General features: G+C 57.8%; 13 protein-coding genes. 6 read left to right on the top strand and 7 right to left on the bottom strand.

What is annotated here, in order from left to right:
- Positions 1-124: 124 nt before the first annotated feature.
- The 5 genes from RBB82_RS11000 to RBB82_RS11020 all read right to left on the bottom strand — a co-directional run bounded on the left by RBB82_RS11000 (position 125) and on the right by RBB82_RS11020 (position 5,104).
- Complete coding sequence (locus RBB82_RS11000; RefSeq protein ID WP_433975175.1) at positions 125-625, bottom strand: hypothetical protein; 501 nt, start codon at positions 623-625, stop codon at positions 125-127.
- Positions 626-664: 39 nt separating this feature from the next.
- Positions 665-2,359, bottom strand: a complete 1,695-nt coding sequence (locus RBB82_RS11005) for a metallopeptidase TldD-related protein (RefSeq protein WP_433975176.1) — start codon at positions 2,357-2,359, stop codon at positions 665-667.
- Entirely contained in the window at positions 2,359-4,122 is a 1,764-nt protein-coding gene (locus RBB82_RS11010) for a TldD/PmbA family protein (RefSeq protein ID WP_433975177.1), read from the bottom strand. The genes RBB82_RS11005 and RBB82_RS11010 overlap by 1 nt, the downstream gene beginning before the upstream one ends.
- Positions 4,123-4,241: 119 nt before the next feature.
- Positions 4,242-4,589, bottom strand: coding sequence for a hypothetical protein (locus RBB82_RS11015; protein WP_433975178.1), 348 nt, complete (start codon positions 4,587-4,589; stop codon positions 4,242-4,244).
- Positions 4,571-5,104: an RNA polymerase sigma factor gene (locus tag RBB82_RS11020; RefSeq protein ID WP_433975179.1), complete on the bottom strand. Its 534-nt coding sequence runs from the start codon at positions 5,102-5,104 to the stop codon at positions 4,571-4,573. The genes RBB82_RS11015 and RBB82_RS11020 overlap by 19 nt, the downstream gene beginning before the upstream one ends.
- Positions 5,105-5,245: 141 nt before the next feature.
- Here RBB82_RS11020 and RBB82_RS11025 point away from each other — a divergent pair, with 141 nt between their 5' ends.
- From RBB82_RS11025 to RBB82_RS11035, 3 genes are all read left to right on the top strand, one after another.
- Positions 5,246-5,707, top strand: a complete 462-nt coding sequence (locus tag RBB82_RS11025; RefSeq protein WP_433975180.1) for a DUF6249 domain-containing protein — start codon at positions 5,246-5,248, stop codon at positions 5,705-5,707.
- Positions 5,708-5,789: 82 nt separating this feature from the next.
- Entirely contained in the window at positions 5,790-7,106 is a 1,317-nt protein-coding gene (locus RBB82_RS11030) for a M48 family metallopeptidase (RefSeq protein WP_433975181.1), read from the top strand.
- Positions 7,106-7,477, top strand: a complete 372-nt coding sequence (locus RBB82_RS11035) for a histidine triad nucleotide-binding protein (RefSeq protein ID WP_433975182.1) — start codon at positions 7,106-7,108, stop codon at positions 7,475-7,477. Before RBB82_RS11030 ends, RBB82_RS11035 begins: the two co-directional genes overlap by 1 nt.
- Before the next feature lie 559 nt (positions 7,478-8,036).
- Here RBB82_RS11035 and RBB82_RS11040 read toward each other — a convergent pair.
- Positions 8,037-9,158: a response regulator gene (locus tag RBB82_RS11040; RefSeq protein WP_433975183.1), complete on the bottom strand. Its 1,122-nt coding sequence runs from the start codon at positions 9,156-9,158 to the stop codon at positions 8,037-8,039.
- 1,018 nt (positions 9,159-10,176) lie between these two features.
- On the opposite strand from RBB82_RS11040, the gene RBB82_RS11045 reads away from it, so the two are divergent.
- Together RBB82_RS11045 and RBB82_RS11050 are read left to right on the top strand one after the other, a co-directional pair.
- The gene (locus RBB82_RS11045; RefSeq protein ID WP_433975184.1) at positions 10,177-10,887 is read left to right on the top strand and encodes an OmpH family outer membrane protein; all 711 of its coding nucleotides are present in this window, start codon (positions 10,177-10,179) and stop codon (positions 10,885-10,887) included.
- A 191-nt stretch (positions 10,888-11,078) separates the two neighbouring features.
- On the top strand, positions 11,079-11,762 hold the full coding sequence (locus RBB82_RS11050) for an OmpH family outer membrane protein (protein ID WP_433975185.1): 684 nt from the start codon (positions 11,079-11,081) through the stop codon (positions 11,760-11,762).
- A gap of 430 nt (positions 11,763-12,192) precedes the next feature.
- On the opposite strand, the gene lepA is transcribed toward RBB82_RS11050, so the two are convergent.
- Positions 12,193-13,995 (bottom strand): translation elongation factor 4, encoded by a 1,803-nt coding sequence (lepA, locus tag RBB82_RS11055; protein WP_433975186.1) that lies wholly within the window; start codon positions 13,993-13,995, stop codon positions 12,193-12,195.
- A 187-nt stretch (positions 13,996-14,182) separates the two neighbouring features.
- Here lepA and RBB82_RS11060 point away from each other — a divergent pair, with 187 nt between their 5' ends.
- On the top strand, positions 14,183-15,706 hold the full coding sequence (locus RBB82_RS11060) for a hypothetical protein (RefSeq protein ID WP_433975187.1): 1,524 nt from the start codon (positions 14,183-14,185) through the stop codon (positions 15,704-15,706).
- Positions 15,707-15,773 lie beyond the last annotated feature (67 nt).

Genomic DNA, 15,773 nt, shown 5'->3' on the forward strand with positions numbered 1-15,773 from the left:
ACTCGAGTGATACGGATCCGAACAGTAGATCCCTGCGGGATGACAACAAAAAAGACAGGCAACCGCAAGTGCAACGCCAATGCAGATGCAACCGCAGGCGTTAACAAGGGCTCAGGCCGCTTGGTTAGACGATGATCCGCTTGCCGGTGCGGCGCTCGAGCTCTTGTTGAAATTCAGTGGCGGCGGAGTGGTTTGATGTGTGGGTGATCTTCACACGGTTGTCGCCAAGGACGCTTGTCATGCGTCCGCCCTGCATGGCCTGGATCGACGTGACCTCGTTGTACTGGATGGTCTTCGAGGGTTGGAACCAGAAGCGCTGTGTGACCGCTGTGGGTGTCAGTGTGATGGTCCCGGGCATTTGCATGACCCCGAGAGCGATCGCTGAAATGAAGAGAAGACCCATCCACCACGGGACGGGCTGTTTCTGCGCGGTGGTGATGTAGATGAAGAAGAGAACGTAAGCCGGTAAGGCGATGGCGCGTGACCATGCGAAGAGTGGCTTGATGCGGAAGGCAAGGCCGTCCGGAGTTTGGCTTACTGAACCTTTCGTTAGCCGGCTGCCGTAGAGGAGCAGAATGGCGAGGCCGATTGCGATGCCGCGAATGATGCGTGGGTCGAGATGCATCGTGTTTTCCTGGACTCTTATTTTAGAGTCTGTGTGATTTTATTTTCCTGATAACGCGGGAGGCGCGTAGTAGGGGAGCTTTTGCTGTTCGAGGGTGGCGCGTTTTACGCCGATGTCGTCGAAGAGCATGCTGGGCGCGATGGTGGTCTGGGGGACGGGGCCGAGGGAGTTGGAGACATAGGGGTCGTTGCCGACGGCGACGATGTCGGAGCGGAGGCTGCGGTTGTCGAGCTCGTCGAAGACGGCTCCGCGAACGAGCTGGCGGGTGCCATCGGGGTGGACGAGGTAGAGCAGGCGCGGGAGGAGTTCGCCGCCGAGGGTTTCGACAGCGTAAACATCGCGGCCTTGCTCTTTGGCCATGGTGAGAAGGCGCTTGTTGAGCTCGTTGCTCGAGAGGGGATGGCTGGCTTTGACGAGGATGACGCCGGCGCGCGAGTGCGGTGGCTGTGCTGCGGCGGCGCGGCCGTGGCCGTTCGAACTGGAGAAATCTTTTACTGGTTCGCGGCCGATGAGGAAGTTTTCGAGTTTGCCATTGACGACGATGTCGACTGACTGTGCAGGAACGCCTTCGTCGTCGATGGTGTAGGCGCCGAGGAGAGTCTTGCCGTCGAACTTTGTTTGCAGCGGGTCGTCGGTGACGCTGAGCATCTCGGGCAGTACGCGGGATTTGTAGCTGGAGGAGTATGCGCCGGTGGTGCGGGCGGTGGTGCCCATCTCGGGGCGGTCGGCCTCGATGTTAGGAACGAAGAGGCGGTTGAGGACGTCGTCGGAGGCGTCTCCGCTGAAGAGGACGGGGCCGTGGTAATCGTCGGCTGAGACTACGGGGGCATTGCGGAGCTCCTCGAAGCTCTTGAGATCTTCGAGGGTGCGCTTGCGGAAGGCGGAGGCGCTTTGGAGTTCTTTTGCGGTCGCGGCAACGGTGCCGTTGTCACGGCTAAGACGCATGCCGTCGGCTGCCTGGCCGCCGACGCTGATCGCTCCGTCGTAGCCGGTGTATCCCTGACGGACGGTGGTGCCTTCGGTGTTGACGAGATACCGGTTGAGCGCGATGGCCCGGATGTTGGCGGTGGAGTATTGGACGTGCTCGGCGAAGGGACGAACCTGCGGGTCGGATGCGAAGAGGCCGCTGGCTTCAACGATGCGTCGCTTCCATTCGCTGCGGTCGAGGTCGAGGGTGACGAGAGGCGACACCTGGACGACTGGCTTGACTTGAGCGAAATCCTGTTGGGCCTGGGAGGACTGGAACTGCTTCAATGCGGCCTGTTTGGCGGAGTAGGCGCGGAGGGCGTTTTTGTAAGCGGTGTCGGTTGCGATCCAGAGGGCGTAACGCAGGGCTTCGGGGTTGTCGTCGGTGGGGGCTAGCTCAAGGGTGCCATCGCCGCGGCTGCTGCTGCTGTCGGCTGCGTAGTCGCCTATGCGGACGGTGACGCGGACGATGCGCTGGTGGTTCTCTTCTTCTCGCGTAAGCGCGCCGTAGTTGGCGACGGCCTCATAGCTGGTGAGGTCGTCAAGGCGGTACTCGACGAAGTAGGGTTTCTGCATGCCTGGGAGCAGGAGGGTCTTCTCGCGGTCGAGTTCGGTTCGCATGGCGCGGAGGAGTGGATCGTTTATTGGAGTGGGTGACTCCGCAAAGAGCGTATTTGTAACTAAGTTTGTGCTAATCAGAGTTGCGGATAACAGAGCTGCAGGTAGGAGGCTGCTGCTTATTTGTAACTTTTTTAAGATCAAATTCATTATTGGCCTCCCTTGCCGTTGGCTGGGGTGGTGTCTGCGCCGGGAGGCGGGAGAATGGGTGGGCGTGCCGTACCTTGTGCCTGGCGCTGGGTTTCGATTTCGCTGACCAGCATGGCGGGGGCGACGGCGCTTACTGGGATGCTGCCGGATTCGGCTCCGCAGATGCCGTTGAAGATGTCTTGCTTGTTGTCGGTGGCGAGGATGCGGTTGAGCGCAGCTTGCGGGGTTCCTACGATGCTGACGCCACGAACAAGTTCGTCGGGACGGCCATCGACGTAGACGCGATAGACGACGAGCGGGATGACCTGGAAGGCCTGTGGGGAGCGGCGCGTGGTGACAGCGAAGCCGGAGGAGATGTCTTCGAAGTAGAGGCCGTAGGGCTTCCCTTGTTTTTTTGCTTCGGCCTTCAGCATCTCGCGGAGTTCGGTGTCGCTGACGGTCTTCGACGAAGTGACGATGAGATTGCCTTGGCGGCCGGTGGGCATGTGACCGATCTCGGCGCGGCCGTGGCCGTTCGAGGTCGAGAAGCTGGCGATGGGAAGACGCGACATGAGGAAGGTGTCGAGGATGCCGTCTTTAATGAGGTCGACGCGGCGTGCGGGTTGACCTTCGTCGTCGAAGCTGTAGTGGCCACTGAGTGGGGTACCGTTGAATTCGGCGAGGGTCGGATCGTCGGAGACGCTGAGAAAAGGCGGGAGGATTTGCTTGCCAAGGAGTTTGGTGAAGGTTTGACCTTCGTCGTCACCGCGCTGGCGCTGGCCTTCGAGGCGGTGACCGAGGACTTCGTGAAAGAAGACGGCAGAGGCGCGACCGCTGAGGATTGCTGGGCCGTTGAAGGGTTCTGTGACTGGAGCCTCGCGCAGGGCTACGAGGTTTTTGGCCATGGCGACGGTTTTATCGGCAAGAGTTTTTTGATCGGGGAGGTGAGCGACTTCGTCGGCTTCGAAGGTCTCGGCGCGGAAGAGGTCCATGCCGTCGGCTGCGCGGGTGCGGGCTACGATGACCAGGCGTGCGACGTGGCTGGGTGTGGCGACTTTGGCGCCTTCTGAAGAGACGAAGTAATCGGTTTCCGTGGAGGCTTCGAGGGTGACATTGTTGAAGAAGACGTCGGGATATTGCTTGAAGATGCCGGAGAGATCGCGGATGCGCGTCTGCCAGGCGTTGGTGTCTACAACGAGTGCGGGCGATGGAGGGAGGATCTCTTTGGCGGGAGCTTCGGCGGAGAAGTCTGCGGAGGCGTCTTCTTCTTTAGCGCGTACCTGCTGCTCGGTTTTGACTTTGAGATAGCCGTCGAGCGCTTTGCCGTAGCCGCGGTTGGTGGCGAACCAGAGAGTGCGAGAGATGGCTTCGGTGTCGTTGGTGAGTGGCAGCGGGATGGTGGTGAGGGCGCTGTTGCGATGGTCACCGTGCGTGTTGTCTTCGGCGGCGGCGCCGATGCGAACCTGAACGTCGGCGATGCGGCGATGGTTTTCGCGCGAGCCGTTAATGGCACCGAACTGCGCAGACATACCTATGCTGTCGCTGTCGGAGACGGCGTAGCTGAGGAAGTACGGTTTGGGCTGCTGGGTTGCGTCTGTTGCGTTGTTGCCGAGGGAGTCCATAGCGCGATGCAGTTCGGATTCCATCGTGTCGAGCAGGACGACTGCAGGTGCGGGCTCGGGGGTCTTTGTTGCTGCTACTGCTTTTTGGCCGACGGAGGAGATTGCTACGACCACCAGACCGGCGATGCTGATGCCGGCCACTGCCACTCTTTGTCTCATCATGGGAAAAGGAACTCGTTTCGCGTGCAAATTGCGCCTGTTGCCGAGTTTATCGGAAGTGTCGCAGCGGTGCGCAGAAGCTAAGGGTTGGACGGCCAGTAACGAGTTAAGTTGCGGCGGAGTTAGTTGAAGCTCTCGCGGCGGACGCTAAGCCACACAGTAAGCGCGATGAACTGAGCAAGCAGAAGAGACTGGACTAGACCGAAGGCGGCGTGGGCTCCGTTGTGCAGAGTCAAAGCGAGCAGCGCTATGAGGGTCACGACCATACCGATCAGCATCGCATTTCGGCCATAGTGAGTTGGCGTGAGAGAGGCTGGGCGACGGGCGGGAAGTTTGCTCGTGACGCGGGCGGCAAAGTCTGCTGGAATATGCAACTCGGGAGCGGCCTCGAGTGCGCGGAGGATGTGTTGGTCGAGTTCGTCGATTTCGGTGTTCGATGAGATCGGTTGATTCACGAATTCGTCTGGCATATCGATCTCCTGTCCTTGATTTTATGCTCTTGGATGGCTTCGCGGAGTTTTTTGCGGCCTCGGTGAAGGTGAGTTCTCACGGTGCCGATTGGCATTCCTAATGAGTAGGAGATCTGCTCATAGGTGCGTTCTTCCTGATGGTAGAGGACGATGATGGTTCGCTCAATCTGACTGAGGCGTTGGAGCTGGACTTCGACGGCCTGCTGGAACTCGCGCTCTTCTATTAATTGTTCGGCGTTGCGGTCGGGGTGTGCGAGACGCTCTTCCCATGCGGAGGTTTCGTCGGAGAGGGAGACGTGGGAGCGGTCGACGCGGCGACGGCGCTTCCACTCGTCCTGTGCGACGTTGACGGCGATGCGGTAGAGATAGGTGGTGATGAGGGCTTCGCCGCGGAAGCTGGGGAGGGCGCGGTAGAGGCGGAGGAAGACATCCTGGGCGAGATCGTCGAGGTGTTCGTGGCTACCAGTCAGACGCAGGAGGGTGCGGAAGACCATGGCTTGATGGTCGCGTACCAACTGCTCGAAAGTGAGATCGGTATCCAGGGGTCGGCGTCCAAGCAGTGTTAGACAGTAGAGTGCTCCGAAAGTTTCATGAATGCGAGTGAAACTTTGCAGGAGCGCACCGGTCTAATGCGGGCAGGAAAGGGAGGTAGTGATATGAATTTCTTCTTGAGTCCGTTTGTTGTGCCGGTTGCGGGTTGCCTCGTTGGTGCTGTGGCAATCGTTTCAGGTATATGGTTTGAAGCGCAGAAGCGAATGCTGAGATCGCAAGAGCGCATGACGATGCTTGCGCGGGGCGTCCCGATTGGGGAGATCGAGAAGCTGATGGGGCCCGGTGAAGAGGAAAAGCCCACTCCGAAGGATCCACTGCGTAGCCTGAGCAATGCGCGGCGCACGGCGATTGTGCTGGTCTCGGTAGGTCTGGGGTTGGTGCTGTTTTTCATTACGCTCTACATAATCTTGCAGGAGCGTGCCATATTGTCAGGAGCGGCTGCTGGCCTCATTCCATTGGCGATTGGGATTGGATTCTTTGTTGACTACAACCTGCAGAGGCGCGAGTTATCGCGCTTCGGGTTGGAGGTTGGAGCTGAGTCGTCAGGAGTGGGGTTGGATCGGTAGCGTTTTTCGTTTCGGGTTAGGCTTTGCGCGTGTGCGATGCGATCGTGCACACTGGCTTCGTCAGGAATGGAGCCTTTGGCTGATGAGTTTTCGACGTGTTGTCCTTGCGCTGGTTGTTTGTTTTGTGGCGATGATGAGCGCGGCGCGGGCGCAAGGCACTACTGCAACCGAGGCGGTTGCTTTTCGTGAGGCTGCGCAGAACCGAACGGCTTATGTCCTGCCGCCGGAGAAGTTGAAGCTTGCGAAGGAGCTCTTTCGAGCGCGGGCTACGCTGCATTTTCTGGGTGAGGGGTGGGGGATTCTGCAGCTTGTGTTGCTGCTTGCGCTTGGAGTGCCGGCGCGGATGCGGGATGGTGTCGAGAGACTGACGAAGAGCCGTTGGGCGCAGTGCTTCGCGTTTGTGTTTCTGCTTTTGCTGCTGATTACACTGTTGAATGCTCCGCTTCGAGCTTATCGGCACCACGTGGCGGGGGTGTATGGGTTGTCGGTGCAGGGTTGGGGGAGTTGGGTGGGGGATCAGGCTAAGAGCTTTCTCCTCGCATGGCTGGTGGGTGGTCTGCTGGTGATGGTGCTGTTCTGGGTGATCGGGCGGTCGCCGAAGCATTGGTGGTTCTGGTTCTGGATTCCGACGATGGCTGCGGTGTTGTTTGGGGTGTTTCTCTCGCCGATTCTGGTCGATCCGCTGTTCGATAAGTTCGAGCCGTTGCGGCAGCGTGATCCTGCGTTGGTGGCGCAGCTTGAACGAGTGGTGGCCCGGAGCGGAGTGAGTCTGCCGCCGGAGAGAATGTTCTTCATGCGGGCGAGTAACAAGGTGACGAGCATGAATGCTTATGTCACAGGGTTCGGGCCTTCGAAGCGGTTGGTGCTTTGGGATACGACGATTGCCGGGGCGACTCCGGATGAGCTTGCTGGCGTCTTTGGTCATGAGCTGGGTCACTATGCGCTGCACCACATCGTTATCGGTCTCCTTTTTAGTGCTGTGGGGTTGTTGGTTGGTTTTTTCGTTGCGCAGCGGATGACCTGGTGGCTGCTCGGTCGGTATGGGGCGCGGTGGGGAGTTCGCTCGCAGAACGATTGGGCTTGCCTGGCGGTGCTGGTGCTGATTCTGAATTTGCTGAGTTTTGTGTCGGAGCCGTTTGATAACGCGGTCAGCCGGTCGATCGAACATGCTGCCGATGTGTACGGGCAGGAGGCGATTCATGGCATCGTCGCTGATCCGCAGACGACGACTCAGCAGGGGTTCCAAAAGCTTGGCGAGAACTCGCTGGATGACCCTACGCCGCATCCGTTTGTCGAGTTCTGGATGGAAAACCATCCGTCAACTGCAAGTAGAGCAGCGTTTGCCGCGGCCTATGACCCCTGGACAGCAGGGCAGCATCCGAAGTACTTTCAACCTTAATGAAAGCCACACCGAGTAGTTCGTCATCGTCCTCCGATTGCCTCTTTTGCAGGATCGTCAGTGGGGATATTCCAGCGAACCGCGTCTATGAAGACGAGCTTTGCATTGGGTTTCCCGACATCAATCCCCAGGCGCCGACGCATTTGCTGATCATTCCGAAGCGACACATCGCTTCGGCAGCGAGCGCAGCCGAGGGAGATACAGGGCTGTTGGGCTCGCTGGTGGCGGCTGCCAGCGCGATCGCCCGCAACGAAGGGTTGAGCAAAGGCTACCGGATCGTCATGAACACGGGAGACGATGGAGGGCAGACGGTGAATCATCTACATCTGCATCTGTTGGGCGGCAGAAGGATGACCTGGCCTCCGGGCTAGACGTTCTGATCTGTCCGTGTAGAGTACCCCCTCCCCCCCATCATCTGTCTTAAGTTATTTTGAATGAACTACTTGCTAAATTTGGTAGCTGTAAAAATGTGATTCTGAACGGTTTATAGGTAAATACGAGTAAATAAACGGGTTACTGGATTAAATGGAAAGATCCCCGAATCAGCTCGGGGATCTTCTTGATCGATGTATCCAGTATAGCGGTTGGAGCGTAACTTATACGCCACGCGAATGTGCTGGATTGGCGCGGGTATTCGCGAGTCTGGGGCTTGACAGCACGATTTGGCGGGTTTTACGAGTTATGCCTCGTGGGCGGAACAGCGAAGTGCAAGTGCGGGAGTCTCTCCACTGCGTCGTGCGATGAGGCCGCACGACTTCGGTCGAGATGACACATCCGTGGGGCAGTCGAGATGACACATCTGTGGGCAGGGGGATGCGATGGTAGTGAGGAAACCGCTTTTTTGCGGGTCAAGTGAGAGGCCCGGTAGAGGATCTACCGGGCCTCTCGATTGCATGTTCTTGTCGCAGGTGCCTTTGACAGGTTTTTTCGCTACTGGTTGAAGTTTGGCTCTTCTTCCTCTTCCATGCCGTAGCGGCGGAGGAGGTTGGGAAGGTTTTGCGAGAAGGCTGCGCGAGGCATGACGGTGTCGCATCCTGCTTCGACTGCCTTAGCCTTCAGGTCGCCCTGGAGGTGTGAGAGGAAGCCGATGATGGATGTGCTGCGCTTGAGCTTGGTCTTCAGCTTGGGGATCAGCGTCAGCGGCTTGGCGTTGGCGTTGTTGAGGTCGAAGACGATCAGGCCTGGACGGTCTTCTTCTGCTCCGCTGACGAGCGCGGCGATGGCCTCTTTATCGTTTTTGACGAAGGCGACCTTGACCCCGAGCTTGCGGGCTGTCTCCTGAATCTTGGCGATGAAGAAGAGATCTTCGATGAAGAAGAAGATCTTTGTTGGCGCGTCGTCCGGGATAGGGATGGTGCGGCCCTGAGAGTAATCGATGGGCTGGGAGTCGCTCTGGTAGCTGCTGCGTCCGTGCCCGTTGCTGCGGCTCTGGTAGTTGCCGTTGCTGTGGTCGATGGTGGATGGCGGAGTGTCGGCAAAGTTTCCGTTGACGACGCGATAGCTATGGTCCATCGGGCCGACGAAGCTGCGAGGGCCACGCTGCTGTTGCTTTCCGCCGCCGCCCTTGCGCTTGAAGCCGCCGCTGTTGTTGCCGGGCTGGTGGGTGTCACGGTCGCGGTAGCCACCACCGTTGCTGCTGAAGCCGCCGCCGTTGCTGGCGCTGGCCGTATTGCCGGGATTGTCGGATGGGCGCTGACGGTCGCGGTCGCGGAACTTTTTCTTCCAGCGTTTGCCGCTGGATGAGCCGTTCTGCTGCTGGCCGCCATTGGCCTGAGAGCCCTGGTTTGCGTGAGGCTGGAAGGTTTGAGGAGCGGCTGAGCCCTGAATGGAGCCGATCGGCTGACCAACAACCTGGTCGCCGTTGGACTGTGCGCCCTGTGGGGCATCGCCTTTGTTCTTGCGCTTGCGACGGCGGCGACGGCTGCTTTTGGACTGACCCATGCCGTGCGGGATACCTTGCCCGGCAAATTGCGACTCACCGTCCTGCTGGCCGGGAGACATTGTCGAACCCTGGTGAGAATCTACCTCGGGTACATTCTGCTCTGAAGTCATGCTTCCACTTCCTATTGCTTTCGATCGCAATTAACGGTTCTCTCCCACGCAACGGTCTCTCTTCTCCGCGAGATTTGCGGAGAAGCAACCAAACCGGTATTGCAGCGTCGGATGAAACAGTCTCAAGTTTTACTCGAACGGACGTCTTCTAATTGATTTGGCTACGATCACACCGGCAATACCGGCTACGCACAGCCTGGAGCGCCTGACAGCGGCGAACCTTGGATTTCACCCTCTACCTGTTTTGCGACAGAGTCCGATAAAGCCGGTCTACTGTAAATCCTGTGTTTTTTACCGCCAGACATGCACGCATGGTGCTCATTGACGGTAACACAGTGATCGGCACCCACAGCCGGTCCACAAGGCAACTCCTAGGGTACGCGCAAAAACGATACTTTGCAAGCGGTCTCTTCTGCGACTTTCAGGGTACTGGGCTATTTGAAGGTCGGTTGGGTCAGCTGGAGGCGTAAAGGGCCGCTTCGTGAGAGCGGCCCTTGCTAACTTGATGGCCAGTCGCTGGCCTCCTAAAAACTTCCGATGAAGGAAGCAGACCCGAACTCGTGGTCTACACCATCGATCGGGTGTAGCTTCTTTCGAGCCGGGGGCAGATCATCGGCACACTCCGAATCTCGGAAAGGTGCTGCCTGCCGTGTAAGTGCAATCCAATCACCAAAACTATAACGTTACATTGGCAGGAATATCCTTGTTCAGACATGTTTGTCATTCTGAAAATAGGAGACGAGGCTAAGTTATCTCCGTATTTTGGTAGTTTGTAGCATAATGGGACGAATTGACCCTTGCAGAGCTGGGACCTATAATCTATGTGTTCCGGCAGCCCTCTCGTTTGACACCGATTTGCTTGAGAAAGAGGTCGGGTGATCGAGGTAAAAGATGGGCGTGCTCTGGTCGTCAGGGTACGTTGATCGAGTGGATGGAGGGAACGGCTCAGAAGACCTGCACGAGTGGGTCTGACGCCGGATAAGGTTTGGCCAATCCCCGAAGGAGTACCACACACCGCATGAATCGTACCTTTGCTTTTGCTACCGCTCTCGCTGCGGGACTGACATCCGCTGCTGGAGTGGCACAGACTGCTGGCACACAAGCGCCGGCAGCCGCCTCCACCGCACCTTCCACCCAGGCAGCGCCCCCAGCGGTCGCGCCTCACGCGGTACCGGCGAAGATTGCGCTGATCGAATATGAGCAGGCAGCCGCTGCAACCAACGAAGGTCAGCGTGCCCTTCAGGACCTGCAGAAGAAATATGATCCGAAGAAAAATCAGCTGCAGACGCTAGCTGGCGAAGTAGACACGCTGAAGAAGCAGTTGCAAGCTGCGCCGGCTACGATGACCGAGCAGGAGCGTGCAACCAAGCTGCGCGCGATCGACGCGAAGGAGAAGCAGCTCCAGCGCGATGGCGAAGATGCGCAGAACGCTTACGGGGCTGACCTGCAGGCGTCTGTTGGCGCAGTTGCGAAGAAGCTGGGACCGGTTGTCATTAAGTATGTGCAGGACAATGGCTACACGATGCTGATCGATAACACCGGACAGCAGGGCGGCATGTCTGTGCTGTGGACGCTTCCGGGGACGGACATCTCACAAGCCGTTGTCGATGCGTACAACGCCTCATCCGGCGTGGCGGCGCCAGTTCCTTCCGCACCATCGCCAGCGGCTCATCCGCACGCAGCGACTACACCATCGACCGCACCGAAGGCTGCGGCTCCGAAGCAGTAAAGCTGATATGTTTTTTCTGAGGAGAGGCCTGCTGCCAGGCCTCTTCTTTCTCGAAGAGCCACGCAAATTCAGTTGGCGCAGCTCAGATACGATCGGCCTGTAGAGATGTTCGCACCCGACTTATGAAGCGAAGCTGAAGCTGTAAAGATTTCCCGAACTTATCGAATGATCGAAGGAGTACCACAAACCGCATGAACCGCACTCTTGCTCTAGTCTCCGCGCTTGGCGCCGGATTGATGACCACAGCCGGGATCTCTCAGACACCTGCGGCACCGGCGCCGGCCCCTGCTGGACCGGCCGCACCTGCTGCAGTAGAACCACAGGCCATTCCTGCAAAGATCGCGCTGGTCGCCTTTGAGCAAGCGGTCTTCGCAACCAATGAGGGCCAGCGTGCTGTTCAGTCGATCCAGGACAAGTACAAGCCGAAGAAGGACCAGATTGACGTTCTTTCCAAAGAGGTCGATTCGCTGAAGGCGCAGTTGCAGAGTGCGCCTGCCACTCTGTCGGATGAGGAGCGTGCGTCTCGGCTGCGGAACATCGACGTGAAAGAGAAGGAGCTGAACCGCAATGCTGAGGACGCGCAGACTGCTTACAACGCGGATCTGCAGGAGGCCTATGGCAAGGTGGCTACGAAGGTCTCGGTCACGCTGAAGGATTATGTCGGCAAGAATGGTTACACGCTGCTGCTGGATGTGAGCGGTCAGCAAAGCAATGTGATGTGGGCTGTGCCGAGTACGGACGTAACCCAGGCGGTGGTGACGGCGTATAACGCGAGCTCTGGTGTGGCTGCTCCGATTCCGTCTGGTCCGTCCGCCGCTCCGACAACGGCTCGTCCGCGTCCGACGACTCCGAAGCCAGCAGCGCCGAAACAGTAAGTCTCTGATAAACGAGGTTGACGGGGGAAGAGGCTCAGGAGCCTCCTCCCCCCGTTTCGTTGGATTGAGATTGGACTAAGCACAGGAGTCCTGTGGAAAAACCTGTGGATCGCGGTCGACAGAAAACGCGGAAGGCCTGCAATGGGGTGAGTGTCTCAAAATGGCGCAGTGAGATGCTTGACGCCTAACCTCATGTAAATGATGGTGTTGGTCGACCGTCGGTGTGATTCACCAAGCGAATGACTGAGCACTCACGGCAACTATTGCTATTTCAAGGGTTTCCACAGAACGACGTTACGACCAGGTTACAAATTCCCGCATCTAATTATGTTGCACCCCATAAACTCTCGAGACATTCAGCTGACTAGCCGTTTTTGGGCAAGAGGTTGCGGCGAAGTTCGAGAGCGTTTCCAACGAAAAATTACCCAGGTTACTCTTCGCCTACCTTGAGGACGGCGAGAAAAGCTTCCTGCGGAATGTCGACTTTACCGATACGCTTCATGCGTTTTTTGCCCTCTTTTTGTTTCTCGAGGAGCTTCCGTTTGCGGCTGATGTCGCCGCCGTAACATTTGGCGATGACGTTTTTGCGGATGGCTGTGACAGTTTCGCGAGCGATGACCTTGGAGCCGATGGCTGCCTGGATGGCGACCTCGAACATCTGACGTGGAATGAGTTCGCGCATCTTGGAGACGAGGGCTCGTCCGCGCTGCTGAGCGAAGTCTTTGTGGATGATGACGGAGAGAGCATCGACGGGGTCGCCGCCGATGAGGATATCCATCTTGACCATGGGTGAGACCCATGTCCCGGCGAGCTGGTAGTCGAGTGAAGCGTAACCGCGAGAGACAGTCTTGAGGCGGTCGTAGAAGTCGAGGACGATCTCGTTGAGTGGAAGCTCGTAGGTGATGAGGACGCGAGTGTCGGAGACGTACTCCATGTTCTGCTGACGGCCGCGTTTTTCTTCGACGAGCTTTAAGATTCCGCCGACGTACTCTTCGTTGGTGAGAATCTTTGCGGTGATGACGGGCTCTTCGATCTGCTCGATGTTGCTGGGGTCGGGCCAGCGCGAGGGATTGTCGACTTCAATCGCGCTGCCGTCGGTGAGGGTGATCTTGTAACGCACGCCGGGAGCGGTGGTGATGAGGTCGAGGTCGTACTCTCGTTCCAGGCGCTCCTGAATGATTTCAAGATGGAGCAGGCCGAGGAAGCCACAGCGGAATCCGAAGCCGAGGGCGACGGAGGATTCGGGTTCGAAGGAGAATGAGGCGTCGTTGAGGCGAAGTTTTTCGAGGGCGTCGCGCAGCATCGCGTGCTCGTGCGAGTCGACGGTGTAGAGACCGGCGAAGACCATGCTCTTAATGTCTTCGAAGCCGGGGAGCGCTTCAGCACAGGGGTTTTCGACCGAGGTGATGGTGTCGCCCACCTTGGTGTCAGCAACGTTTTTGATGGTTGCGACGAAGAAGCCGACTTCACCTGCGCTTAGTTCAGCGAGTTCAACGGGCTTTGGAGTCATGACGCCCATGCTCTCGACGTCGAAGGTCTTGCCATTGGACATGACCTTAATCTTCATGCCTTTGCTGAGCTTGCCGTTGATGATACGGGCGAGGACGATGACTCCTCTGTATGGATCGAACCAGCTATCGAAGATGAGTGCCTGCAGCGGTGCTTCGGGGTCGCCCAGTGGCGGTGGAAGGAGCGTGACGACAGCTTCGAGGATGCTCTCTACGTTGAGGCCGGTCTTCGCGCTGACGGCGATGGCGTCGTCTGCGGGGAGGCCGACGGATTTTTCGATCATCTCCTTCGTGCGCTCGACGTCGGCGCTGGGGAGATCGATTTTGTTGATGATGGGGATGATCTCGAGGCCGTTGGAGATGGCGAGGTAGGCGTTGGCGAGCGTTTGAGCTTCGACGCCTTGTGAGGCATCGACGACGAGCAGAGCGCCTTCGCAGGAGGCCAGGGAGCGCGAGACTTCGTAGGAGAAGTCGACGTGGCCCGGGGTGTCGATGAGGTTGAGCTGATAGGTATCGCCGTCGTGCGCCTTGTACATCATGCGGACGGTGTGGGCCTTGATGGTGATGCCGCGCTCGCGCTCAAGGTCCATGGCGTCAAGCACCTGGGCCTGCATCTCGCGGGAGGTCAGCGAGCCAGTTAGCTCGAGAAGCCGGTCAGAAAGAGTGGACTTGCCGTGGTCGATGTGCGCGATGATCGCGAAGTTGCGGATGTGACTTGGATCCATTTTGTAGCTGGGTTGCCTCAGTATCCATGTTAACACCCGCGTGGATGCGGCGAAGGCGTGGCTTGAAGCGGCGGATAAATGCTTTATCCAAATTCAAAAGCGGATGATATTGTTCTCCGCAAGGCAAAAGACCCGATCTTTCCACCATGGGTTGGTGGACATCCCCGGCAGCACACGAGGAGATGTGGTGATTCGATTCGCTGCCGCGATTTTGCTTGCAGTTCTTCCAGGGTGTGGGGTGGCGCAGCGTTTGGATGCTGCGTCGGAGCAAGACGTGTGGCTGGCGGATCGAGGCGAGTTGCCGGATGCGCCAAAAACAGCGCGGATTGAGCCGATGGTGTGGGATGAGTTTGCGGAGGTAAAGACGAGTGATCAGTCGCGTGCTCCTGCGTCTCAATCCGAGGCGACGGAGCCGTATCACTGGAAGGGTTTGCTGCTGCAGTCGTTTGCGTTCGATATGTTGTCGAACGCGACGAGGATTATGACGGCTGATCAGGATGATCGACATATTCTGCTGAACAAGCCATTCTGGTCTGATTATTGGGCTTCGTTACAGCAATTTAATATGCGGCGCTGGAATGATGGCGACAGCATTAAGGTGAACTACATTGGGCACCCGATGGAGGGTGCGATTGCAGGCTATATCGAGATACAGAACGATCCGCGGGGACGCGACCTGATGATCTCGCGCGATCGGCGCTACTGGGATAGCAGATTTCGCGCGTTTCTGTGGGAGACCGTGTATTCGACGCAGTGGGAGATTGGACCGTTTGGAGAGACTGCGATTTTTAACCAAGGCGGGTTTACGTATCCGATCCGATGTCCCAAGCATGATCTGGTGTGCGATGCAACGGCGCCGTACACGAACAATACGGGCTGGGTGGACTTTATTATTACGCCGACGGTTGGCACGCTTTGGCTGCTTGGGGAAGATACCGTGGATCGGTTTATCTCGGATCCACTGGTAAGAAAGCATCCAAATTCATTCGGGATCAAGATGGTGCGCGCTTCGCTGAATCCTCCGGCGTCGCTGGCGAATATATTGCGTGGACGTTTTCCATGGTGGCGCGACTATGAACATCCGAATGACTATGAGTCGTTTGCCGTAGGTAAGTTCGAACGCGCGATGGACGAGGAGCCGAAGGAACATTGGGATTTGAATCCGCACTATACCTCGCTGGGGTTAGGGACATACCAGACGGGGTGTCTTGATTGTCGTACTACGACGACAGGCGCGGGGGTTGAGCTAGGGGTTGCAGTACGGAAGTATCTCGATGTTGTTGCAGATCTGGGAGTGCAGCCTCATGCGAGTCCGCTTTCGTCGCTCAACGTTGGGGGGTCGTTGTTTACGGGAAACTTTGGTGTGCGTTCGGGATATTCGGGGCGGATGTTTGCGCTGAAAGTGACGTTGGCCCAGGGTTTCGCGAGCTACTCTCGGAGTCAGCAGACGCCGCCGACCGAAGCTGATCCGAATCCTCCAACTATGCGGAACTTTAACTTTTCCGCTGTCGCGGCGCTGTCGGGAGATATTCGATTCGGCACGCACTTTGCGTTTCGAACGACGGTGGAGCAGATGCTGATTCGTTACAAGAGTTCTGTGCGTGATCCGCCGGGGATTGGAACGCCTCCGCGGCTATCGTTTCTGTCGCACGATAACTACATCAACTCGACGAACTGGGGGGTAAACGTAGGCCCGGTTCTGCGTTTCTAGTGCGAGTCGAGTGCCAGCGACTTTTGTGTGAGCGCATTTTATGTCTGCGCACCTTACAATTGGCAAG

Source organism: Tunturiibacter lichenicola (genome assembly GCF_051013355.1).
GTDB lineage: Bacteria > Acidobacteriota > Terriglobia > Terriglobales > Acidobacteriaceae > Edaphobacter > Edaphobacter lichenicola_F.

Excerpts from the sequence above, each read along its gene's own strand:
- RBB82_RS11000 (WP_433975175.1), bottom strand. The coding sequence starts at position 625 with ATGCATCTCGACCCACGCATCATTCGCGGCATCGCAATCGGCCTCGCC.
- RBB82_RS11005 (WP_433975176.1), bottom strand. The coding sequence starts at position 2,359 with ATGAATTTGATCTTAAAAAAGTTACAAATAAGCAGCAGCCTCCTACCT.
- RBB82_RS11010 (WP_433975177.1), bottom strand. The coding sequence starts at position 4,122 with ATGATGAGACAAAGAGTGGCAGTGGCCGGCATCAGCATCGCCGGTCTG.
- RBB82_RS11015 (WP_433975178.1), bottom strand. The coding sequence starts at position 4,589 with ATGCCAGACGAATTCGTGAATCAACCGATCTCATCGAACACCGAAATC.
- RBB82_RS11025 (WP_433975180.1), top strand. The coding sequence starts at position 5,246 with ATGAATTTCTTCTTGAGTCCGTTTGTTGTGCCGGTTGCGGGTTGCCTC.
- RBB82_RS11030 (WP_433975181.1), top strand. The coding sequence starts at position 5,790 with ATGAGTTTTCGACGTGTTGTCCTTGCGCTGGTTGTTTGTTTTGTGGCG.
- RBB82_RS11035 (WP_433975182.1), top strand. The coding sequence starts at position 7,106 with ATGAAAGCCACACCGAGTAGTTCGTCATCGTCCTCCGATTGCCTCTTT.
- RBB82_RS11040 (WP_433975183.1), bottom strand. The coding sequence starts at position 9,158 with ATGACTTCAGAGCAGAATGTACCCGAGGTAGATTCTCACCAGGGTTCG.
- RBB82_RS11045 (WP_433975184.1), top strand. The coding sequence starts at position 10,177 with ATGAATCGTACCTTTGCTTTTGCTACCGCTCTCGCTGCGGGACTGACA.
- RBB82_RS11050 (WP_433975185.1), top strand. The coding sequence starts at position 11,079 with ATGAACCGCACTCTTGCTCTAGTCTCCGCGCTTGGCGCCGGATTGATG.
- lepA (WP_433975186.1), bottom strand. The coding sequence starts at position 13,995 with ATGGATCCAAGTCACATCCGCAACTTCGCGATCATCGCGCACATCGAC.